The organism is Mycobacterium sp. E2238, from assembly GCF_001672665.1.
In the GTDB taxonomy this organism is placed as follows: Bacteria; Actinomycetota; Actinomycetes; order Mycobacteriales; family Mycobacteriaceae; genus Mycobacterium.
In genome coordinates this window covers 73,882-93,877 of record NZ_LZKF01000107.1, presented here as the reverse complement: position 1 = coordinate 93,877, position 19,996 = coordinate 73,882, and the positions used below count along the sequence as shown (strand labels likewise).

At 68.3% G+C, this 19,996-nt stretch carries 21 protein-coding genes; 9 read left to right on the top strand and 12 right to left on the bottom strand.

The window, feature by feature from the left end; genetic code table 11:
* Positions 1-6 precede the first annotated feature (6 nt).
* Both A5711_RS09240 and A5711_RS09235 read left to right on the top strand, forming a co-directional pair.
* On the top strand, positions 7-1,335 hold the full coding sequence (locus tag A5711_RS09240) for a deoxyribodipyrimidine photo-lyase (RefSeq protein WP_067945669.1): 1,329 nt from the start codon (positions 7-9) through the stop codon (positions 1,333-1,335).
* 133 nt (positions 1,336-1,468) lie between these two features.
* Positions 1,469-2,020 (top strand): DUF4333 domain-containing protein, encoded by a 552-nt coding sequence (locus A5711_RS09235; protein ID WP_067945667.1) that lies wholly within the window; start codon positions 1,469-1,471, stop codon positions 2,018-2,020.
* Positions 2,021-2,071: 51 nt separating this feature from the next.
* Here the strand turns inward: A5711_RS09235 and A5711_RS09230 are convergent, their stop codons facing one another.
* Positions 2,072-2,809: an acyltransferase gene (locus A5711_RS09230; RefSeq protein ID WP_046186342.1), complete on the bottom strand. Its 738-nt coding sequence runs from the start codon at positions 2,807-2,809 to the stop codon at positions 2,072-2,074.
* Between the two features lie 177 nt (positions 2,810-2,986).
* Here A5711_RS09230 and A5711_RS09225 point away from each other — a divergent pair, with 177 nt between their 5' ends.
* Together A5711_RS09225 and A5711_RS09220 are read left to right on the top strand one after the other, a co-directional pair.
* Entirely contained in the window at positions 2,987-4,240 is a 1,254-nt protein-coding gene (locus tag A5711_RS09225; protein ID WP_067945734.1) for a PQQ-binding-like beta-propeller repeat protein, read from the top strand.
* A gap of 18 nt (positions 4,241-4,258) precedes the next feature.
* Positions 4,259-4,648 (top strand): DUF6264 family protein, encoded by a 390-nt coding sequence (locus A5711_RS09220; protein ID WP_067945665.1) that lies wholly within the window; start codon positions 4,259-4,261, stop codon positions 4,646-4,648.
* 11 nt (positions 4,649-4,659) lie between these two features.
* Here the strand turns inward: A5711_RS09220 and A5711_RS09215 are convergent, their stop codons facing one another.
* Genes A5711_RS09215 through ctaD form a run of 8 tightly spaced genes read right to left on the bottom strand, consistent with a single transcriptional unit; the run spans position 4,660 to position 13,048 of the window.
* On the bottom strand, positions 4,660-5,343 hold the full coding sequence (locus A5711_RS09215) for an esterase (protein ID WP_067945663.1): 684 nt from the start codon (positions 5,341-5,343) through the stop codon (positions 4,660-4,662).
* A 59-nt stretch (positions 5,344-5,402) separates the two neighbouring features.
* Positions 5,403-6,605, bottom strand: a complete 1,203-nt coding sequence (locus tag A5711_RS09210; protein ID WP_197520763.1) for a class I SAM-dependent methyltransferase — start codon at positions 6,603-6,605, stop codon at positions 5,403-5,405.
* The gene (locus A5711_RS09205; protein ID WP_067945661.1) at positions 6,602-7,576 is read right to left on the bottom strand and encodes a class I SAM-dependent methyltransferase; all 975 of its coding nucleotides are present in this window, start codon (positions 7,574-7,576) and stop codon (positions 6,602-6,604) included. The genes A5711_RS09210 and A5711_RS09205 overlap by 4 nt, the downstream gene beginning before the upstream one ends.
* Before the next feature lie 10 nt (positions 7,577-7,586).
* Entirely contained in the window at positions 7,587-8,351 is a 765-nt protein-coding gene (locus A5711_RS09200; protein ID WP_067945730.1) for an enoyl-CoA hydratase, read from the bottom strand.
* Positions 8,348-9,169 carry an NUDIX domain-containing protein gene (locus tag A5711_RS09195; protein WP_067945659.1) on the bottom strand — a complete coding sequence of 274 codons (822 nt, stop codon included), beginning with the start codon at positions 9,167-9,169 and terminating at the stop codon, positions 8,348-8,350. The genes A5711_RS09200 and A5711_RS09195 overlap by 4 nt, the downstream gene beginning before the upstream one ends.
* On the bottom strand, positions 9,166-10,008 hold the full coding sequence (locus tag A5711_RS09190; protein ID WP_067945657.1) for an ABC transporter ATP-binding protein: 843 nt from the start codon (positions 10,006-10,008) through the stop codon (positions 9,166-9,168). The genes A5711_RS09195 and A5711_RS09190 overlap by 4 nt, the downstream gene beginning before the upstream one ends.
* A 26-nt stretch (positions 10,009-10,034) precedes the next feature.
* On the bottom strand, positions 10,035-11,273 hold the full coding sequence (serB, locus tag A5711_RS09185; protein WP_067945655.1) for a phosphoserine phosphatase SerB: 1,239 nt from the start codon (positions 11,271-11,273) through the stop codon (positions 10,035-10,037).
* A gap of 14 nt (positions 11,274-11,287) precedes the next feature.
* Complete coding sequence (gene ctaD, locus A5711_RS09180; protein ID WP_067945728.1) at positions 11,288-13,048, bottom strand: cytochrome c oxidase subunit I; 1,761 nt, start codon at positions 13,046-13,048, stop codon at positions 11,288-11,290.
* Between the two features lie 202 nt (positions 13,049-13,250).
* Here ctaD and A5711_RS09175 point away from each other — a divergent pair, with 202 nt between their 5' ends.
* Both A5711_RS09175 and A5711_RS09170 read left to right on the top strand, forming a co-directional pair.
* Positions 13,251-14,327 (top strand): iron-siderophore ABC transporter substrate-binding protein, encoded by a 1,077-nt coding sequence (locus tag A5711_RS09175; protein WP_156744845.1) that lies wholly within the window; start codon positions 13,251-13,253, stop codon positions 14,325-14,327.
* 119 nt (positions 14,328-14,446) lie between these two features.
* Positions 14,447-15,487, top strand: coding sequence for an NAD(P)-dependent alcohol dehydrogenase (locus A5711_RS09170; RefSeq protein WP_067945652.1), 1,041 nt, complete (start codon positions 14,447-14,449; stop codon positions 15,485-15,487).
* Here the strand turns inward: A5711_RS09170 and A5711_RS09165 are convergent.
* Complete coding sequence (locus A5711_RS09165) at positions 15,482-15,919, bottom strand: DUF3349 domain-containing protein (protein ID WP_067945650.1); 438 nt, start codon at positions 15,917-15,919, stop codon at positions 15,482-15,484. The genes A5711_RS09170 and A5711_RS09165 overlap by 6 nt on opposite strands.
* A 155-nt stretch (positions 15,920-16,074) precedes the next feature.
* Here A5711_RS09165 and A5711_RS09160 point away from each other — a divergent pair, with 155 nt between their 5' ends.
* Positions 16,075-16,644 (top strand): restriction endonuclease, encoded by a 570-nt coding sequence (locus tag A5711_RS09160; protein ID WP_231987448.1) that lies wholly within the window; start codon positions 16,075-16,077, stop codon positions 16,642-16,644.
* A gap of 612 nt (positions 16,645-17,256) precedes the next feature.
* On the opposite strand, the gene nrdF is transcribed toward A5711_RS09160, so the two are convergent.
* Positions 17,257-18,231: a class 1b ribonucleoside-diphosphate reductase subunit beta gene (gene nrdF / locus A5711_RS09155; protein WP_197501105.1), complete on the bottom strand. Its 975-nt coding sequence runs from the start codon at positions 18,229-18,231 to the stop codon at positions 17,257-17,259.
* A gap of 212 nt (positions 18,232-18,443) precedes the next feature.
* On the opposite strand from nrdF, the gene A5711_RS09150 reads away from it, so the two are divergent.
* On the top strand, positions 18,444-18,890 hold the full coding sequence (locus tag A5711_RS09150) for an SRPBCC family protein (protein WP_067945646.1): 447 nt from the start codon (positions 18,444-18,446) through the stop codon (positions 18,888-18,890).
* Entirely contained in the window at positions 18,874-19,410 is a 537-nt protein-coding gene (locus A5711_RS09145) for a TetR/AcrR family transcriptional regulator (RefSeq protein WP_067945644.1), read from the top strand. Before A5711_RS09150 ends, A5711_RS09145 begins: the two co-directional genes overlap by 17 nt.
* 1 nt (position 19,411) lies before the next feature.
* Here A5711_RS09145 and A5711_RS09140 read toward each other — a convergent pair whose 3' ends face one another.
* A complete protein-coding gene (locus A5711_RS09140; RefSeq protein WP_067945641.1) occupies positions 19,412-19,984 on the bottom strand; it encodes a TetR/AcrR family transcriptional regulator in 573 nt (190 codons plus the stop codon).
* Between the last annotated feature and the right edge of the window lie 12 nt (positions 19,985-19,996).

Below are 19,996 nucleotides of genomic sequence, written 5' to 3'. Positions count from 1 at the left end.
CGGATCATGCCGACCCTCTTGTGGTTTCGCCGCGACCTACGGTTGGGTGACCATCCGGCGCTGAATGCCGCGGCCGGCGCCGGAGAAGTGCTCGCCTGTTTCGTGCTCGATCCGAAGCTCGAGGCTTCCTCCGGCCGGCGCCGCCTCCAGTTCCTGGGTGACTCGCTGCGACAGTTGCGTGACGACCTGGATGGCCGGTTACTGGTGACCCGTGGCCGGCCCGACGACGTGATCCCGCGCATCGCCGGGGAGGTCGGTGCGTCGGCCGTGCACATCTCCGAGGATTTCGCGCCGTACGGCAAGCGCCGTGACGAAAAGGTGCGTGCCGCATTGGATTCCGTTCCCCTGGTGGCCACGGGATCGCCGTACCTGGTGTCACCGGGCCGGGTCACCAAGAAGGACGGCACCCCCTACCAGGTCTTCACTCCGTTTCTGCGCCAGTGGCGCGAGTCCGGGTGGCGGGCACCGGCGAAATCGAGCGCCGGTTCGGCGCGCTGGCTCGATCCGGCGCAGCTGCCGTTCGAGCAAGCCGAAATCCCAGATCCCGGCGCCGAACTCGACGTCGCCCGCGGCGAGGCCGCGGGCCGCAAGCAGTGGAAGTCGTTCGTGGACAACGGCTTACAGCGCTATGCCGAGGAACGTAACCGGCCCGATATGCACGGCACCAGCCGGATGTCGGCGCACCTGAAGTTCGGCAGCATCCATCCCCGGACCCTGGTCGCCGATCTCGACCTCCGTCACGACGGGGCCCGGGCTTATCTGCGCGAGTTGGCATTCCGCGACTTCTACGCCGATGTGCTGCATCACCGGCCGGCCAGCGCCTGGCGCAATTGGAACAGCCAGTTCGACGGCATCCGTACCGACACGGGTTCCGACGCGAAACGCCGCTTCGAGTCGTGGAAGGCCGGCGAAACCGGCTTCCCGATGGTGGACGCGGGGATGCGTCAACTGCGCGAGACGGGGTTCATGCACAACCGGGTGCGGATGATCGTCGCATCGTTCTTGGTCAAAGACCTGCACCTGCCCTGGCAATGGGGCGCCGAGTGGTTCCTGGATCAGCTCGTCGACGGTGACATGGCGAACAACCAGCATGGGTGGCAGTGGTGCGCGGGCTGCGGTACCGATGCCGCGCCGTACTTTCGGGTGTTCAACCCGACCACCCAGGGCGAAAAGTTCGACCCGTCCGGGGAGTACATCCGGCGCTGGGTGCCCGAGCTGCGCTCGGTCGACGACGCGCACCTGCGCAAGGGCGAGCGGCCGGCCGACTACCCCGCCCCGATCGTCGACCACGGCGCCGAGCGCGCCGAAGCGCTGCGGCGCTACCAGAGCATCTGAGCCACCAGCCGACGCACCTCGCCCAGCAACGAATTGTCGCCCGCGTGAACGTTTGCTCATTCGCCTGCCCCGAAGCCAGCTGGCATGCAATTATCAGCCGATTCACAGTTGTCAAGCCGCTCGGGAGGCACTAATGACACACTTCATCGTTCGCACGTTGGTGGCCTCCGGTGCCGCAGCGGGATTGCTGGCAGGCGTCACCGCCTGTTCGTGTTCCGTGGGCTCGTCGCACACGGTCAGCAAGAGCGACGTTGCCGGCCAGATCACCTCCAAGCTCACCGATGCCGCGGGCAATAAACCCGATTCGGTGACCTGCCCGAACGATCTGCCGGCAAAGGTTGGGGCGCAACTCAATTGCGAGATGAAGGTCAAGAACCAGACATTCAATGTCAACGTGACCGTCACGAGCGTGAACGGCAATGACGTCAAGTTCGACATGGCGGAGACGGTCGACAGGAACCAGGTCGCCAGCATCATCAGCGACAAGCTGACCCAGCAGGTGGGCCGACGGCCGGACGCGGTCACCTGCCCCGACAACTTGAAGGGCGTGCAGGGCGCGACGCTACGGTGCCAGCTCGTCGACGGCAAGGACAAATACGGCGTAGCGGTGACCGTCACCAACATCGACGCCGGCGACGTCAACTTCGACTTCAAGGTCGACGACCACGCTGAACCGGCCGCCTAGCGGGGATCGCGAGCGCGGCGAAGCCGGGCGCTGCGGGTCACCGCCATCCGGCTAGCGCGCAGCCTTCTTGCGCTCGATGTCGGCCAGCGCGGCGGCCAGTTCCGCCCGCTGGGCGGCCGAGCTCTCCCAGGCGAGCTGGCGGTTCTTGACCACCTTGGCCGGCGCGCCGACCGCTATCGAGTAGTCGGGGATGACACCGCGGACCACCGCGTGCGAGCCCAACACGCAGCCGCGGCCGACGGCCGTGCCGCGCAGCACCGTCACCTTCACCCCAACCCAGGTGTCGGGCCCGATCCGCACCGGTGACTTCACGATGCCCTGGTCCTTGATCGGCAGGTTGATGTTGTCCATGCGGTGGTCGAAGTCGCAGACGTAGCACCAGTCGGCCATCAGGACCGAATCGCCGAGTTCGATGTCGAGGTAGGCGTTGATGACGTTGTCACGGCCCAGCACCACCTTGTCGCCGAACCGCAGCGACCCCTCGTGGGCACGGATCGTGTTCTTGTCGCCGATGTGCACCCAGCGACCGATCTCCAGCTGCGCGAGTTCGGGCGTCGCGTGGATCTCCACGTCCTTGCCCAGGAAGACCATCCCTCGGGTGATGATGTGCGGGTTGGCGAGCTTGAACTTGAGCAGCCGCCAATACCGCACCAGGTACCAGGGCGTGTAGGCGCGGTTGCGCAACACCCATTTCAGCGACGCCAGCGTGAGGAACTTGGCCTGGCGCGGGTCCCGCAGGTTCGATCCACGCCAGCGGCGATGAACCGGCGCGCCCCACATGCTCGTCATGGCCGGACAGCCTAGCGATCAATTGCGCCGTGATCTCCACGGGTTACCCTCACCTGTACTCGATCGCTGCCCATGCCGACGTCCGCGGAAAGGATCTGGGGAATCCAAGTGCGTGCCCGACATCTGCTGCGTGGGCTTCGGCGTTGGTCATCCGCGCTGCTGGCGGCCGGGATCACCATGGGGTTCGGCGGCTGCGCCAACACCGACTCGTGGGTGGAGGCATCCGCCTCGGCCGGCTGGCCCGCGCAATACGGCGACGCCGCCAACAGCAGCTACACCGGCACCAACGGCGCCACCAAGCTGGCGCTGGGGTGGACGCGCTCCGTCAAGGGCGGCTTGGCCGCGGGCCCGGCGCTGAGCGCGCGCGGCTACCTGGCCCTCAACGCGCAGACGCCGGCCGGCTGTTCGCTGATGGAGTGGGAGAACGACCACAACGGCCGGCAGCGCTGGTGCGTGCGGCTGTTCCAGGGCGGCGGGTTTGCGGGCCCGCTCTTCGACGGGTTCGACAACCTCTACGTCGGCCAGCCCGGCGCGTTCCTGTCCTTCCCGGTCACGCAGTGGACGCGGTGGCGGCGGCCGGTGATCGGAATGCCCGCGACGCCGCGGTTTCTGGGACACGGGCAGCTGCTCGTGGTGACGCACCTGGGCCAGGTGCTGGTCTTCGAGGCGCACCGTGGCGAGGTGGCCGGCAGCCCGATGGATCTGGTGGACGGCGTCGATCCCACCGACGCGACGCGCGGGTTGGCCGACTGCGCGCCGGCCCGCCAGGGTTGCCCGGTGGCCGCCGCACCCGCCTTCTCGGCGGCCAGCCAGATGGCGGTGCTGGGCGTCTGGCAGCCGGGCGCCCCGGCCGCGGGGCTGGTCGGGCTGAAGTATCACCCCGGGCAGACGCCGCTGCTGTCGCGGGAGTGGACCAGCGACGCCGTCGGGGAGGGTGTCATCGCCAGCCCCGTGCTGTCCGCCGACGGGTTGACCGTGTACGTCAACGGCCGCGACCAACGACTGTGGGCACTTCACGCCGGTGACGGGAAAGTGAAATGGTCGGCGCCGCTGGGGTTCCTGGCACAGACGCCGCCCGCCGTCACGCCCGGCGGCCTCATCGTGGCGGGCGGCGGGCCCGACACCCGGCTGGTGGCGTTCAGGGACGCGGGCGATCACGCGGATCAGGCGTGGCGCCGCGACGACGTCGTCCCGCTGTCGTCGTCGAGCCTGGCGGGCGCCGGCGTCGGCTATACGGTCACCAGCACCCCGGCCGCGAACGGCGCGCCCGGCATGTCGCTGCTGGTCTTCGATCCCGGCGATGGTCACACCCAGGGCAGCTACCCGCTTCCGACGGCCACCGGATATCCGGTCGGGGTCTCGGTCGGCACCGATCGCCGGGTCGTGGCCGCGACCAGCGACGGCCAGGTTTACGGTTTCGCGCCGGCATGACCGGGCCATACTGACCCCATGGCCACCGATGACGACGAGACGCGGGGCGCTGTCGCCTCCTACTCCGGAAAAAGCGAGCGCAACCTGGCGGTGGACCGCACCGCGACCATCGTGCTGCTCGCCGTCCACGCCTTCCTGGTCGCAGTCACCATCGGCGTGCTGAGCCTCTTCGTCATGGGGACCGACCCGTGCGGCTCCCGGAAGTGCGGCGACCCGGCGTGGATCGACCGCGCCATGTTCTTAGGCCTCGGCGGCGGGGCCGTCGTCTTCGTCGCCGCCCTGGTGGTCGCCATCCGCCGCCTCGCCCGGCGCCGCACCGCCTTCTTCGTCCCGCTGCTCGGGTGCCTCGCGCAGGTGGCGCTGGCGGCCGGCGCCGCGGCAATGGAGACGCTGGCCGGTCCGGTCTGACGCCAGCGGTGTCAGAGGGCCAGCGGCGGGATGGCGTTGCGGGGCACCTCGGCTTGGACCGGCCCGGCAAACGCCGGCAGCATCTCACCGGGGGCGAAGTAGAAGATCAGCTGGTCGTCGGTGATCGCAAAGTTCTGGTAGTGCGTCGGGTCGTGCCCGGTCGAGGGCAAAATGGTTGCGCCCAAAGGAGTTTGGCGTGCTAGGTCGCGCTGCACGACCGGGAAGATGCTGTCCAGCGGGTTGGTGCCCGGCGCGAACAGGTTGTCGAAGGTGATGGGCTGCTTCGTCGCGAGGTTGTAGTTGAACGCCTTGTACCAGATGGAGGGGTGCGACCCGCCGAGGTCCTGGAAGAGCTTGAGCACCACGCTGCGGGTGTTGCGCGGCGGCTGACCGGAGCTGCGCTGCTCGGTGGTCGCCTCGAATTGGTAGGGCTGATCGCGCGACCCGGAGCTCTGCGCGACGTTGACGAAACCGTCCCGGTTCTGCGTGATGTAGTCGGTCAGCGCCTGCTCGTCGGGATAGTCGGCGGGAAACACCATGTTGAGCATGTAGGTGGGGCCGGTGGCGCGCACGCGGCACATCTGGCCGTCCTCCATAGTGCCGCCGAGGCTGGCGCACGACGGTGGGGCGGCGGCGGCCGGCCAGCCCAACAGGGCCGCCGACGCGAGCGCAACGGCCGCTATCAGATAACGCATCCTTCTATTGTCCTTGCAGATTAGGCGGGGCTGGCGCCTCCAAGAGCGATCCCACCAGCCTACCGCGAGGGCCTGCAGACGAACGCCGTCGCGCGACCGGCGGCCCGCGACCCGATGCGGGTGATGACCACCGACAGGGGCCGGCTGCCACGCAGCCGCATCCGCCGCCGCAGCGCGTCGGGGTCGACCCGCACTCCGCGAACCAGGACCTCCAGCGTCCCGCAGCCCAGCGCTGACAACGCCTGGCGGAGCCGTCGCTCGTCGAACGCCAGCCGCTCGAGCACCTCGAAGCCGCGGACCGCCGCCGGCAGCACATCCCCGGACAGGTAGGCGATGTCGGGATCGAGTTGCCACAACCCGTGCCGCGCCGCGTAGTGGCGAACCAGCCCCGCCCGGACCACCGCCCCGTCGGGATCGACTATCCATCGCCCGGCCGGCCGCACCGGGCAGTCGTCCGGGTCGGTGTCGGTGATCTGCTCGTCGCGGTCGAGGACGCTGGCCCGCCGGTGGACACCGCCCTGCGCCAGCCCGCGCGACCAGAGGCACGCTTCTCGCACCGCGCCGCGATAGGACGTCACCTCGATCTCGCCGTCGAAACCGAGCCGGCTGACTTCGTCAAAATCTATTCCGGGCGAACACTTTACGACGAGATTGCGATCCCGATAGGTGTCGACCAGGGCGCCGAGGCCCGGCCGGTAGTCGTCGATGCGGAAGCGGCGCCGCCCGCTGTCGCGTCGCGCCGGGTCCACCAGCACGGCGGCGTCGCGGGTCACCGGCACCAGTGCGTCGGCGCGGCAGAGGTGGGCGGCCTCGCCCAGGTTGTGCCGGGCCATCGCCAGCCGCACCGCATCGAGGTCGCTGCCCACCGACCGGACCCCGAGCCGGTGCAGCGCGGCCAACTCGGTGCCGATCGAACAGGTCGCGTCGTGCACGACGACTCCCGCCTCGGCGAGCCGCGCGGCGCGGTGCAAAGCCACCGGGGCCGCGGTGGCCTGCTGCAGCGCCTCGTCGGTGAAAAGCCATTCTGACACCGGGATTTCGGGACCCAGTCCGCTGAATTTCTCGGCGGCCCGCCGCCGCAGCAACGTCGTTTCCACCAGCACCGCCGCCCGGTCGCCGAATCGGGTGCGCGCCGCGGCGATATCGGCGATCCGGGTGGCATCGGTCAGCTCGAGTTCAGCGACCACCGCCAGCGCCGCGGCACCCGATTCCGACCGCAGGTAACGGACGTCCCCGATGCCGAACGTGAGGCCGTCACTCAGGAGGGCTTGACCCCGGTGATCATCACGTTGTAGAACCACCCCTTCGGGGCCAGGTGGCGCATGACGTTGGCATCGAGCCAACTCAATGTCTTCCAGCTGGTGAACGCGAACTTCGCCCAGCCCCAGCCGAGCCGCCCGGGCGGCACCGCGCATTCGAACGTGCGCAGTGGCCAGCCCAGCATCGCGGCGGTGAATTCCACTGTGGCGCTTTGAACTTCGGCCGCACCGGCATCGACGGCCAGCCGCTCCAGGCCGTCCGGCGTGAAGGTGTGTAGGTCGACGACGGCCTCCAGCGCCGCGGCGCGGGAGGATTCGTCGAGTTCGGCCTGCGGTCGCCGCCAGCCGTCCAGACCGGGCAGCTTGGTGACGTTGGTGGCGACCCGCCAGGTCAGGGTCGACAAGGTGCGGGCGTAGGTGTCGCCGACGGTGGTCGGCTCGCCGGCGAACACGAACCGGCCGCCCGGCCGCAGCACCCGAACGACCTCCCGCAGCGCCAGTTCGACGTCGGGGATGTGGTGGAGAACGGCGTGCCCGACGACCAGGTCGAAGGTGTTGTCCTCGTAGGGAATGCCTTCGGCGTCGGCGACCCGGCCGTCGATGTCCAGGCCCAGCGACTGCCCGTTTCGGGTGGCGACCTTGACCATGCCGGGCGAAAGGTCGGTGACCGATCCGCGGCGTGCGACCCCGGACTGGATCAGGTTGAGCAGGAAAAACCCGGTGCCGCAGCCTAATTCGAGGGCCCGATCGTAGGGCAGCTCGCGCTGCACCTCGTCGGGCACGGCGGCGTCGAAGCAGTCGCGCGCGTAGTCCACGCAGCGCTGGTCGTAAGAGATCGACCACTTCTCGTCGTAGGATTCGGCTTCCCAATCGTGGTAGAGCACCTGGGCCAGCTTGCTGTCGTGCCTTGCCGCTTCCACCTGCTCGGCGGTGGCATGGGGGTTCGGAACGGCATCGGTCGAACTCGTCGTCATGCAGGGCAGCCTAACGGGCGCCGGATTCGGAGTCGTCTTCAGCGCTGCCACCAGCGGCGAACACTTCGACGTAGCGCCGCCGCTCGGCGGCGGCCCGATCGGCCGGACTCAGCTCGAACACGTCGTTGATGCCGGCCTTCGCGGCGGCCAGCGCGTGGCGCGGACCGTCGAGGAAGCGGCGCGCCCACCCCGCGGCGGCGTCGTAGACGTCGTCGGGGGCCACCATCTCGTCGATCAGGCCCAGCTCCAGCGCCTCCTCGGCGTCGAAGAACCGGCCGCTGAACACCAGTTCCTTGGCCTTGCTCGCCCCGGCCGCGCGGGTCAGCCGGGCCATGCCGTCGCCGCCGGGGATGAGGCCGGCCAGGACCTCGGTCGCGCCGAATTTCACGTTGTCACCGCTGACGCGCCAATCGGCGGCCAGCGCCAACGTGAGCCCGGCGCCCAGCGCGTACCCGGTGATCGCGGCAACGGTCGGCTTCGGGATCCGCGCGACGGCGTCGATCGCCTGCTGCCGCGCCACGGCCGCCGTCTCGGCCTCCGGCCCGGTCAGCGTCCGCAGCTCGGGCATGTCGTCACCGGCCGAGAAAATCTCGTGGCCACCGAACAGGATGACCGCGGCCACGTCGTCGCGCTCCCCCAGCTCGGCGGCCGCGGCGACGATCTCCCGGTAGAGCTGGCGGGTCATCGCGTTCGTCGGCGGCCGCGACAGCAGCAGCATGGCGAGCCCGGCGTCTTGCGAGCCGTCGCTGACCACCGTGCTGACGAACTCGCTCAATGTCGCCACCCCATCCCGCCGGCTTCGCGTGCCTGGTGGTAGCGGTCGGAATCGAAGAACTCGAAGACCCAGTTGTCGCCCTGGATCTCCAGGTGCGGCTGCACCGTGACGATTTGCCGTTCGACGGCCAGCACTTCCGCGACGGTCCGCCCCGCCAGCGAATCCAGCTGGGTCCACGTCGGCGGCAGCAGGAAACAGCGGCCGGCGGAGAAGTCGTCGATGGCGGCCTGCGGCGTGGTCCAGCCGGCGCGGTCGGATTCGGTGTTCTCGCCGTCGGCCCGCTGCCCGTGCGGCAGGGCGCCCACAAAGAAGTAGGTGTCATAGCGGCGCGTGCGCTCGGCTTCGGGGGTGACCCAGTTGGCCCACGGCCGGAGCAGGTCGGCACGCAGCTCGAGGTTCTCCCGGCGCAGGAAATCCGCGAACGACAACGTGCCGTCGGCGAGCGCGCGGCGGGCGTCGGCGTACAACGAGGCGTCGCCGACGATCCCGTCCGGGTCGCCGGCCGGCCCCGCGAACAGCACCCCCGACTCCTCGAACGTCTCCCGGGCCGCCGCGCAGACCAGCGCTTCGGCCAGGTCGGGCTCGATGCCGAACCGCTGCGCCCACCACTGTGGCGGCGGCCCGGCCCACGCGATGTCGGCGTTGCGGTCGCGGTCATCGACGCCACCGCCGGGGAAAACCATCGTCCCGGCCGCGAACTCCATCTTGGCGTGCCGGCGCATCAGGAAGACGGCGATACCGCCCGGGTCGTCGCGGACCAGCATCACGGTCGCCGCCGGCCGCGGCACCAGTGGGGCTTCTTCGTTCGGTGACGTCATAGCTGCCTCCGGTGGGCTGCGCGGGTGCGGACGCGGCGGGCGAAGTAGCGCCCGTCGACGACATCGAGGGCTATCGACTGCCCGAATGCGGTGGACAGGTTCTCGGCCGTCAGCACGTCGGTGAGCAACCCGGCGGCGACCACCGCCCCTTCCGACAGCAGCATGCAGTGGCTGAAGCCGGGCGGAATCTCCTCGACGTGGTGGGTGACCAGCACCAGCGCGGGCGCGTCGGGGTCGGCCGCGAGGTCGGCCAGCCGCGCCACCAACTCCTCGCGCCCACCCAGGTCCAGACCGGCGGCCGGTTCGTCGAGCAGCAGCAGCTCCGGATCGGTCATCAAAGCGCGGGCGATCAACACTCGCTTGCGCTCGCCCTCCGACAGCGTTCCGTAGCTGCGGTCCGCGAGGTGCTCGGCGCCCAGGCTCTCCAGCATGTCGACGGCCCGGCGGTAGTCGACGTCCTCGTAGCGCTCCCGCCAGCGGCCCAGCACCGCGTAGCCGGCCGAGACCACCAGGTCGCGCACGACCTCGTCGGTGGGCACCCGCTGCGCCAGGGCCGAGGAGCTGAGGCCGATCCGGGAGCGCAACTCCGACATGTCGACCCGGCCCAGCCGCTCGCCGAGGACGAAGGCCACCCCCGACGAGGGGTGCTCGGCCGCCGCGGCAATCCGCAGCAGCGACGTCTTGCCGGCCCCGTTGGGGCCGACGATGACCCAGCGCTCGTCGAGTTCGACCGCCCAATCCACTGGCCCGACGAGGGTGTGGCCGCCGCGCCGCAGCGACACGTTCCTGAAGTCGATCAGCAGATCGGGGTCGGCTGCCTCACTTCCGTTTTCGGGCACCCGCTCATCGTGCCGTACCGGGGCCGCTACGCGTCGGGCGGGATCTCCACCCTGCGGACCTCGCCGTCCACCGCGTCGGCGGCCTCGATTTCCCCGCGGGTGACGCCCAGCAGGAAGAGCACCGTGTCCAGGTACGGGTGGCTCAGCGAAGCGTCGGCCACCTCACGCAACGCCGGCTTGGCGTTGAACGCCACCCCCAACCCGGCCGCGGCCAGCATGTCGATGTCGTTGGCGCCGTCGCCGACGGCCACGGTCTGCGCCATCGGGACCCCGACCCGCTCCGCGAAGTCCCGCAGCGCCGCCGCCTTGCCGGCACGGTCGACGATGGGGCCGGCGACCCGCCCGGTGAGTTTGCCGTCGACGATCTCCAGCTCGTTGGCGGCGACGTAGTCCAGCATCAGCTCCTCGGCCAACGGCTCGATGATCCCCCGGAAGCCGCCGGACACGACACCGCAGTGAAAACCCAAGCGCCGCAACGTCCGCAGCGTGGTCCGGGCGCCGGGCATCAGCTCCAACTGACTGGCGACCTCGTCGATCACGGTGGCGGGCAGGCCCGCCAGGGTGGCCACCCGTTGTTCGAGGGACTGCGCGAAGTCCAGCTCGCCCCGCATGGCCGCGTCGGTGATAGCGGCGACCTTCCCTTCGGCGCCCGCCCGGGCGGCCAGCATCTCGATCACCTCGCCCTGTACCAGCGTCGAGTCCACGTCGAACACGATCAGCCGCTTGGCCCGCCGCTCGAGGGTGTAGTCCTCGACGGCCACGTCGATACGCTTCTCGGCGGACACCTGGTTGAGGGCCGTCCGGAGCGCGGCGTCCGATCCCGGCGGCACGGAGACCCTGAGCTCGAGGCCGGTAACCGGGTAGTCGGAGACGCCGCGGATGAGGTCGATGTTGACCCCCAGGCCGGCCACCGCCCGGGCCACCTCGCCGAACGCACCGGCGGTGATGGGCCGGCCCAGCACGAAAATGGTGTGGGTCGACGGCTCCCGGATGATCTCCACGTCGTCGCTGTGTTCGATGGTGACGTCGAGGCCCACCCCGCGGATGGCCGACTCGACGTCACGGCGCAAGTCGGGGCCGTCGGCGACATCCGCGGGGCAACACACCAGCACGCCCAGGGTCAGTCGGTGCCGAATCACCACCTGTTCGACGTTGAGCAGCTCGACGCCGTGCCCGGAGAGCGCCTCGAAGAGGGCCGAGGTGACGCCCGGTTGGTCCACTCCGGTGACGGTGATCAACACCGACACCTTCGGTGGTGTGCTCACCCCCGACTCAGCCGCTACTGCTCAGGGGTCGAGCGATCGGGCTCGGTCCGTGGACCGAATCCCTTCGGCGATTCGAGAGCCGTGGCGTGGCGTCCGACGTGCGCCTCGGCGCGCAGCCGCTCCACCATGTGCGGGTAATGCAGCTCGAAAGCCGGTCGCTCGGAACGGATCCGGGGCAGTTCGGTGAAGTTGTGCCGCGGCGGCGGGCAACTGGTCGCCCACTCCAGCGAGTTGCCGTAGCCCCACGGGTCGTCGACGGTCACCACCTCGCCGTAGCGCCAGCTCTTGAACACGTTCCAGACGAACGGGAACATCGACGCGCCCAGGATGAAGGCGCCGACCGTCGAGGCGACGTTGTACGGCTGGAAGCCGTCCGAGGGCAGGTAGTCGGCGTAGCGGCGCGGCATGCCCATGTCGCCGAGCCAGTGCTGCACCAGGAAGGTGGTGTGGAAGCCGATGAAGGTCAGCCAGAAGTGCAGCTTGCCCAGCCGCTCGTCGAGCAGCCGGCCCGTCATCTTGGGGAACCAGAAGTAGACGCCGGCGAACGTGGCGAACACGATCGTGCCGAACAGCACGTAGTGGAAGTGCGCGACTACGAAGTAGGTGTCGGTGACGTGGAAGTCCAGCGGGGGGCTGGCCAGCATCACGCCGGTCAGGCCGCCCAGCAGGAAGGTCACCAGGAAGCCCACCGAGAACAGCATCGGGGTCTCAAAAGTGAGTTGCCCCTTCCACATCGTGCCGATCCAGTTGAAGAACTTGATCCCGGTGGGCACCGCGATCAGATACGTCATGAACGAAAAGAACGGCAGCAGAACGGCTCCGGTGGCGAACATGTGGTGCGCCCACACCGCGACGGACAACGCGGCGATCGACAGCGTCGCGTAAACCAGGGTCGTGTAACCGAAGACCGGCTTGCGGGAGAACACCGGGATGATCTCGGTGATGATCCCGAAGAACGGCAAGGCGATGATGTACACCTCGGGATGGCCGAAGAACCAGAACAGGTGTTGCCACAGCAGCACCCCGCCGTTGGCCGCGTCGTAGACGTGGGCCCCTAGATGTCGATCGGCGGCCAGCCCGAACAGCGCGGCGGTCAGGATCGGGAACGCGATCAGGATCAGGATCGACGTCACGAGGATGTTCCAGGTGAAGATCGGCATCCGGAACATCGTCATGCCGGGCGCGCGCATGCACACCACGGTGGTGATCATGTTGACTGCACCCAGGATGGTGCCCAGACCGGCGACGATCAGGCCCGTGATCCACAGGTCTCCCCCGGCGCCGGGCGAGTGGACGGCGTCGGACAGCGGCGTGTAGGCCGTCCAGCCGAAGTCGGCGGCCCCGCCCGGGACGATGAATCCGGCCGACGCGGTCAGACCGCCGAACAGGAAAAGCCAGAACGAGAAGGCGTTCAGCCGCGGGAAAGCCACGTCGGGAGCGCCGATCTGCAGCGGCAGCACCAGGTTGGCGAACCCGAACACGACCGGCGTCGCGTACAGCAGCAGCATGATCGTGCCGTGCATCGTGAACAGCTGGTTGTACTGCTCATTCGACAGGAACTGCAGTCCCGGCGCGGCCAGTTCGGTGCGCATCAACAGGGCCATCAGTCCGCCGATGAAGAAGAAGACGAAGCAGGTGACCGTGTACATGATGCCGATCATCTTGTGATCGGTCGTGGTGATCAGTTTGTAGACGAGGTTCCCTTTGGGGCCGGTCCGGTCTGGGTACGGACGAACGGCCTCGAGTTCTCCCAAGGGGGGCGCTTCGGCTGTCAACAGCTTCTCCAAACAGTAGGACAGGGGCCCAAAAACAGAGCTGACATGAATCTTAACCGTCGATCATGCCGACGTCAGGGCTGGTCCTACAAACTGTCGTAAACGGCTCGGCGGTGCGGCGTGTCGGTTCGGAGTGCCGGGCTGCGAGCCGGCGGGTGTTAGCGTCTGACGCGTGCTTTTCGGCGTGACCCGACCCGCGTCCCTGCGCGCGGCCGCCGCGCTGGCGGTGGCGGTCGCCGTCGCATGCAGTGGCTGCGGATCCGGCAAGCCCGGAACCAAGGCGCCAACTCCGACGCTGGTCACCCCGACCACCCAGATCGCCGGGGTCGGCGTGCTCGGAAACGACCGCCGCCCCGACGAGTCGTGTGCACGGGATGCCGCGGCCGCCGATCCGGGACCGAAGACGCGGCAGGCCCACAACGCCGCCGGGGTCAACCCGGACGTGGTGCAGGTGCCCGCCGAGCCTCAGCGCATCGTGGTGCTCTCCGGCGATCAGCTCGACGCCCTGTGCGCGCTCGGGCTGCAATCGCGGGTGGTCGCCGCCGCGCTGCCGGACGGATCGTCGAGCCAGCCCGCCTACCTGGGCAGCGCGGTGCACGGCGTGCCCGGCGTCGGGACCCGCAGCAACCCGGACCTGGCCGCAATCGGGGCGACCCATCCCGACCTCATCCTGGGCTCGCAGGGGTTGACGCCCAAGCTCTATCCGCAGCTGGCCGCGATCGCCCCGACGGTGTTCACCGCCGCCCCCGGTTCCGCCTGGGAAGAGAACCTGCGCGGCGTGGGCGCCGCGACGGGGCGCGGGGCCGCGATGGACGCGCTGCTCAACGGCTTTTCGCAGCGGGCCAGCGACGTCGGCGCCAGGCATGACGCGTCCCACTTTCAGGCGTCCATCGTGCAGCTGACCACCGACACGATCCGTGTCTACGGCACCAACAACTTCCCGGCCAGCGTCCTGGGCGCCGTCGGGGTGGACCGACCGGCGGCCCAACGGTTCACCGACAAGCCGTACATCGAGATCCGCGCCACCGACGACGACCTGGCCAAGAACCCGGACCTGTCCGCCGCCGACGCCGACGTCGTCTACGTGTCGTGTGCGTCACCGGCGGCCGCCCAGCGCGCCGCGACCGTGCTGGACAGCAACCCGTGGCGCAAGCTGTCCGCCAACCACGACAACCGCGTCTACGTCGTCAACGACGAGCTGTGGCAGACCGGCGAGGGCTTGGTCGCGGCCCGCGGCATCGTCGACGACCTCCGCCTGGTCAACGCCCCCATCAATTAGCGCGCGGGCGCGCGGGTATCCGCGGTCCTAAGGTGATACCGAGCGGCCTCCGGTGGCCCGGGACCATTACCTTAGCTAAACTTTTTGCAGACGCGACCACATTGAAGAGGGATATATCCATGAGCACTGTTTCGGCTTACGCCGCAACCTCGGCGACCGAACCGTTGACCAAGACCACCATCGAGCGCCGTGACCCCGGCCCGCACGACGTAGCGATCGACATCAAGTTCGCCGGGATCTGCCACTCCGACATCCACACCGTCAAGGCCGAGTGGGGCACGCCGAATTACCCGGTGGTGCCCGGCCACGAGATCGCCGGCGTCGTCTCCGCGGTCGGCTCCGAGGTCAGCAAGTACAAGGTCGGCGACCATGTCGGTGTGGGCTGCATGGTGAACTCCTGCGGCCAGTGCAGCAGTTGCAAGGCCGGCCTCGAGCAGTACTGCAAGCCGGGCGCGACCTTCACCTACAACTCCATCGACAAAGACGGCACGTCCACCCAGGGCGGCTACAGCCAGGGTGTCGTCGTCGACGAGAACTTCGTGGTGCGCATCCCCGACTCACTGCCGCTGGACAAGGCGGCACCTTTGCTGTGCGCGGGCATCACGCTGTTCTCGCCGCTGCGCCACTGGAAGGCCGGCGAGGGCACGCGACTCGCGATCATCGGCCTCGGCGGCCTGGGGCACATGGGAGTCAAGCTGGGCGCGGCGATGGGCGCCGAGGTGACGGTGCTGTCGCAGTCGCTGAAGAAGATGGAGGACGGCCTGCGGCTGGGCGCCAAGCACTACTACGCCACCGCCGACCCCGACACCTTCAAGAAGTTGCGCGGCAGCTTCGACCTGATCCTGAACACCGTCTCGGCGAACCTGAAACTCAACGATTACCTCAACCTGCTCGACGTCGACGGCACCCTCGTCGAGTTGGGCATTCCCGAGCACCCCATGGAGGTGGGCGCGTTCCCGCTGGCGCTGGCGCGGCGCAGCCTCTCCGGGTCGAACATCGGCGGGATCGCCGAAACCCAGGAGATGCTGGACTTCTGCGCCGAACACGACGTGACGCCCGAAATCGAGCTGATCGAACCGGATTACATCAACGAGGCCTACGAGCGCGTCCTGGCGAGCGACGTTCGCTACCGCTTCGTCATCGACATCTCGAAGCTATGAGGCGACCTCTGACGGTTCTTCGGGCGCGCAGTCGCGGGCGATGACTTCGGCCGCCTCCGCGTGCTCGTCGTCGGGAACGACCTCGCTGACGTCGATGCCGGCCAGTGGCCATCCGGCCGCGGCCAGCGTGGCGGCCACCCGGATGATGTTTTCCTTGCCGGCGTCGAACTGCGTCATGTCGGAGATGAACTCCGCGATTTCGTCGCGGTCGATCGGGTGATCGATCGTCTCCGGAGAGCCTTCCTTCGCGGTGATGTGGCGCACCACCTCGCGGATCTGGTCTTCGGTCAGCGGTGTGCTGCGCAGCAATGCCATCAGCGGCACGCGGTCCGGGCCGGGGACGCCGTTCGGGTAGCCGACCTGCAGCCACTGGATCACTGAGCGGCAGAAATGGTGGCGGTGATCCTTCTCGGAGGATGCGGGTTTCGTCACCAGAACAGTGTCAGGGCAGGGGCATCACCGGCGCTAGCGAGCCGTCGCTCCGTGCCCACAATTCACATGCCGTTCATTGCCCGAACACGTCGGGGTCGGGCGTGGCGCTCGCGGTAAAGGTCCAGTTTGTCGTTGCCGGTCCCTACCATCGAGGCGTGCTCAAGGCGCTCGTCGTCCTCCCGCTTGCCTGCGGGCTGTTCGTCGGCGTCCTCGACCGCAGCCCCGGGATGGGGCTGGTGGCGTTCTATGTCATGCTGCTGCTCGAGGTGCTGGTCGGCTGGTCAACCAACCGTCAATGGCCGCGCGGCGGGCGGGCCCGATTCGAGGCGGTCGACGCCATGGACGGGGTCGAGTTCGAGGGCTATGTGGCCGCCCGCCTGCGCCGCGCGGGCTGGCGGGTGACGTTCACGCCGCCGGTCGGCGACTACGGCGTCGACCTGATCGCGGAAAAGGACGGCCACTCGGTGGCGGTCCAGTGCAAGCGCTACGGCAAAGCGGTGGGCGTCGCCGCCGTCCAGCAGGTCGTCTCCGGCGCCCGCCACCATGGCTGCGGCAGGAGCATCGTGGTAAGCAATCAGGAATTCACAAGGGCCGCAAAGCAATTAGCGCATACCCACGGCTGCCAGTTGATCGGCCGCAAAGTATTGCAGGCGTGGGTGCCGCCGCCCGCGTGGGGCGCGAAGAATCCTGCGGGAAGAAAATCGGCCCAGCCGGTGTCTGAATAGACGATCGGGCCGGCCCCAGTCCCTCCCCCCCGACGTGTGCGGCCGGCCCGATTCTCAATCGAAGAGCACGTTCAGGCGACGAGCCTTTGCCTGAAACCCTTCGGTGCAGGTCGCCAGGCGGCGCCCAAAGCGATTCGACTGTTTAAGACCCGAGGTCAAGGTCAATCTCTAGATCCTGCAGGTTTCCTGATGGGAGGTCTTACATGAGCATGCTTGTTCGCCGCGCGGCGGGCGTCGTCATGATGGCTCTAGCGCCCATGACGTACGTGACAGCGGTGTCTCCGGGGATTAGCTCGGCTCAACCCCCGGATTGCGGCCCCGGCAACTGGTGGAACCCAGGAGCCAACGCCTGCCAACCTCTAGGGACCCCACCGCCAGATTGCGGCCCCGGCAACTGGTGGAACCCGGGAGCCAACGCCTGCCAACCGCTGGGGACCCCACCGCCAGATTGCGGCCCCGGCAACTGGTGGAACCCGGGAGCCAACGCCTGCCAACCGGTAGGGACGCCGCCGCCTCCCGATTGCGGTGCCGGCAACTGGTGGGACCCGGGGGCCAACACGTGCCGACCCGTCGTGCCGCCCCCGCCTGGCTAAAGCCGCAGGAGCGCCGGATTTAGAAGTCCCAGTCCTCGTCCTCGGTGACGACGGCCTTGCCGATCACGTACGACGAGCCCGAGCCGGAGAAGAAGTCGTGGTTCTCGTCGGCGTTGGGGGATAGCGCCGACAGGATCGCCGGGTTGACGTCGGTCTCGTCCCGCGGGAACAGCGCCTCGTAACCGAGGTTCATCAGCGCCTTGTTGGCGTTGTAGCGCAGGAACTTCTTGACGTCCTCGGTCAGCCCGACCTCGTCGTAGAGGTCCTGGGTGTACTCCACCTCGTTGTCGTAGAGCTCGAACAGCAGCTCGTAGGTGTAGTCCTTGAGCTCGGCGCGCTTGGCCTCGTCGACCAGCGCCAGCCCACGCTGGTACTTGTAGCCGATGTAATACCCGTGCACGGCCTCGTCGCGGATGATCAGGCGGATCATGTCGGCGGTGTTGGTCAGCTTGGCCCGGCTCGACCAGTACATCGGCAGGTAGAAGCCGGAGTAGAAGAGGAAGCTTTCCAGCAGCGTGGAGGCCACCTTGCGCTTCAGCGGCTCGTCGCCCTTGTAGTACTGCATGACGATCTCGGCCTTGCGCTGCAGGTTGGGGTTCTCCTCCGACCAGCGGAAGGCGTCGTCGATCTCGGCGGTCGAGCACAGGGTGGAGAAGATGTTGCTGTAGCTGCGCGCATGCACCGACTCCATGAACGCGATGTTGGTGTAGACGGCTTCCTCGTGCGGCGTCAGCGCGTCCGGGATGAGGCTGACCGCGCCGACCGTGCCCTGGATCGTGTCCAGCAGGGTCAGCCCGGTGAACACCCGCATCGTCAGCTGTTTCTCCCCGGCGGTCAGCGTCGCCCAGGACGGGAGGTCGTTGGACACCGGCACCTTCTCGGGCAGCCAGAAGTTTCCGGTCAGCCGGTCCCAGACCTCGGCGTCCTTCTCGTCCTGCAGCCGGTTCCAGTTGATCGCCGAAACGCGGTCAATCAGCTTCATGTTTTCGGTCACCAGAACCCCACTTCACCCGCCGTTTTGCCTGAGGGACGTCAGGCTCCAAACACTACCCCTGGGGTACGACAACGGAGCGGAACACAAGAACTTGTGTTTGCGTGTCGCGGACCCACCCCCGCATTCAATTGCGCTACCTCCCAGTATTGCGCGGCCGCCGCGGCTCTTCGGCCCCCTACCCAGCGGCGTCCACCCGATGTACCATTTGGTACATGTTTACCGAAGACAGTGTCGAGATCGATGCGTCGCCGCAGCTGGTGTGGAATGTCTTCAGCGAGGTGGAGCGCTGGCCCGAGTGGACCGCGTCGGTGACGTCGCTGGTGGGACGGGACGGCCCCGCGCTCGCGGTCGGCAAGCGGTTCACCATCAAGCAGCCCGGCATGTCGAAGCTGGTCTGGAAGGTCACCGAGATCGACCCGGGCTCGTCCTGGACCTGGGTGCAACGCTCCCCGGGCGTGCGGGTGAGCGCTCGGCACGACGTGATCCCGCAACCGGGCGGCCGCACTCTGGTGCGCCAGCAACTGGATCAGCGCGGTCTGCTCGGAGCGCTGGTCGGACGGCTGATGCTCAACAAGACCAAGCGATTTTTGGAACTCGAGGCGCAAGGACTCAAGGCCCGGTCTGAGCAACTCAGCCGTGCCGATGGCGCGCACTCCTGACTCCGAAAGGCGCCGGCAGCTCCTCGACGCGCTCGTCACCGAGTTCGCGGCGGGCGGCGTCGGCGACCGATCGCTGCGCGACGTTGCCGCCGCGGTGGGCACCAGCCATCGAATGCTGTTGCATCACTTCGGGTCTCGAGAGGATTTGTTGCTGGCCGTCGTCGAGGAGGTGGAGCACCGCCAGATGGGCGTGCTGGCCACCCTGCCAACGACACCGGCTGAGGGTTTCGCCGCCATGTGGGCCGACGTCCGCCGTCCCGAGCTGCGCCAGGCCGAACGCCTCTTCTTCGAGTGCTACGCCCGCGCCGCCCAGGGCGAAAAGCCTTTCGCCCGAATGGTTCCCGGTGCGGTCGATGGGTGGCTCGCCGAGATCGGGGCGCTGGACGTCGATTCGGACCCCGCGCTGGCCCGCCTCGGGTTGGCCGTCATCCGCGGCCTGCTGCTGGATCTGGTCGCCACCAACGACGACGCCGGCGTCCACGCCGCCGCGCAGGCTTTCGCCGACCTGCTGAGCGGCTGAACTATTTGGATTTCGGTAACACCGAGATCAGTGTGTCTACAAGCTCTTCGGCGCTGGTGTGCCACTTGTCTAAATCCATGTGGCCGCTCAAGTCCAAACCCGTGATCCCGTGGGCACTGGTCAACAGCAGCGCCCCATAGCGCCGCGCCTGCTCAGGACCCGTGATACGACCAACGATGTCGAGAAACAGATCCTGCGCCCGTTCGGCCACCCGCATCGCTTCGGTCGGATCCCCCGGCGGCGGGGTGAACATCAGCCGGTACAAGTGCGGTCGCATGCGGCCCAGCTCGATCAGCGCAAGCAGACCTGAGCGCAAGGACTCTTCGGGCGGATCGTCGCTATCGACCAAAGCCTGTAGCAAGTCGCCCAATTCGCTCAATGCGTTGGTGGCCAGTACTGCGAGCAGCGATTCCTTATCGGCGAAGTGGCGATACGCCGCCGAGCGGGAAACCCCGGCCCGCGCGCCCACCTCCCGCAGCGTGACGGCTTCGACGCCGCCGAGGTCGAGCAATGCCCCGGCGGCCTCGAGCAACGAGCGGCGTGTTGCCGCGGCCGTCTCCGCTCGTGTCGCCACCCGCCGAGCATA

Coding starts and splice junctions, on each gene's coding strand:
- A5711_RS09170 (WP_067945652.1), top strand. CDS start 14,447: ATGAGCACTGTTTCGGCTTACGCCGCAACCTCGGCGACCGAACCGTTG.
- A5711_RS09220 (WP_067945665.1), top strand. CDS start 4,259: ATGGCCACCGATGACGACGAGACGCGGGGCGCTGTCGCCTCCTACTCC.
- A5711_RS09205 (WP_067945661.1), bottom strand. CDS start 7,576: ATGACGACGAGTTCGACCGATGCCGTTCCGAACCCCCATGCCACCGCC.
- A5711_RS09215 (WP_067945663.1), bottom strand. CDS start 5,343: ATGCGTTATCTGATAGCGGCCGTTGCGCTCGCGTCGGCGGCCCTGTTG.
- A5711_RS09145 (WP_067945644.1), top strand. CDS start 18,874: ATGGCGCGCACTCCTGACTCCGAAAGGCGCCGGCAGCTCCTCGACGCG.
- A5711_RS09150 (WP_067945646.1), top strand. CDS start 18,444: ATGTTTACCGAAGACAGTGTCGAGATCGATGCGTCGCCGCAGCTGGTG.
- A5711_RS09225 (WP_067945734.1), top strand. CDS start 2,987: ATGGGGTTCGGCGGCTGCGCCAACACCGACTCGTGGGTGGAGGCATCC.
- A5711_RS09230 (WP_046186342.1), bottom strand. CDS start 2,809: ATGACGAGCATGTGGGGCGCGCCGGTTCATCGCCGCTGGCGTGGATCG.
- A5711_RS09235 (WP_067945667.1), top strand. CDS start 1,469: ATGACACACTTCATCGTTCGCACGTTGGTGGCCTCCGGTGCCGCAGCG.
- A5711_RS09240 (WP_067945669.1), top strand. CDS start 7: ATGCCGACCCTCTTGTGGTTTCGCCGCGACCTACGGTTGGGTGACCAT.
- A5711_RS09195 (WP_067945659.1), bottom strand. CDS start 9,169: ATGACGTCACCGAACGAAGAAGCCCCACTGGTGCCGCGGCCGGCGGCG.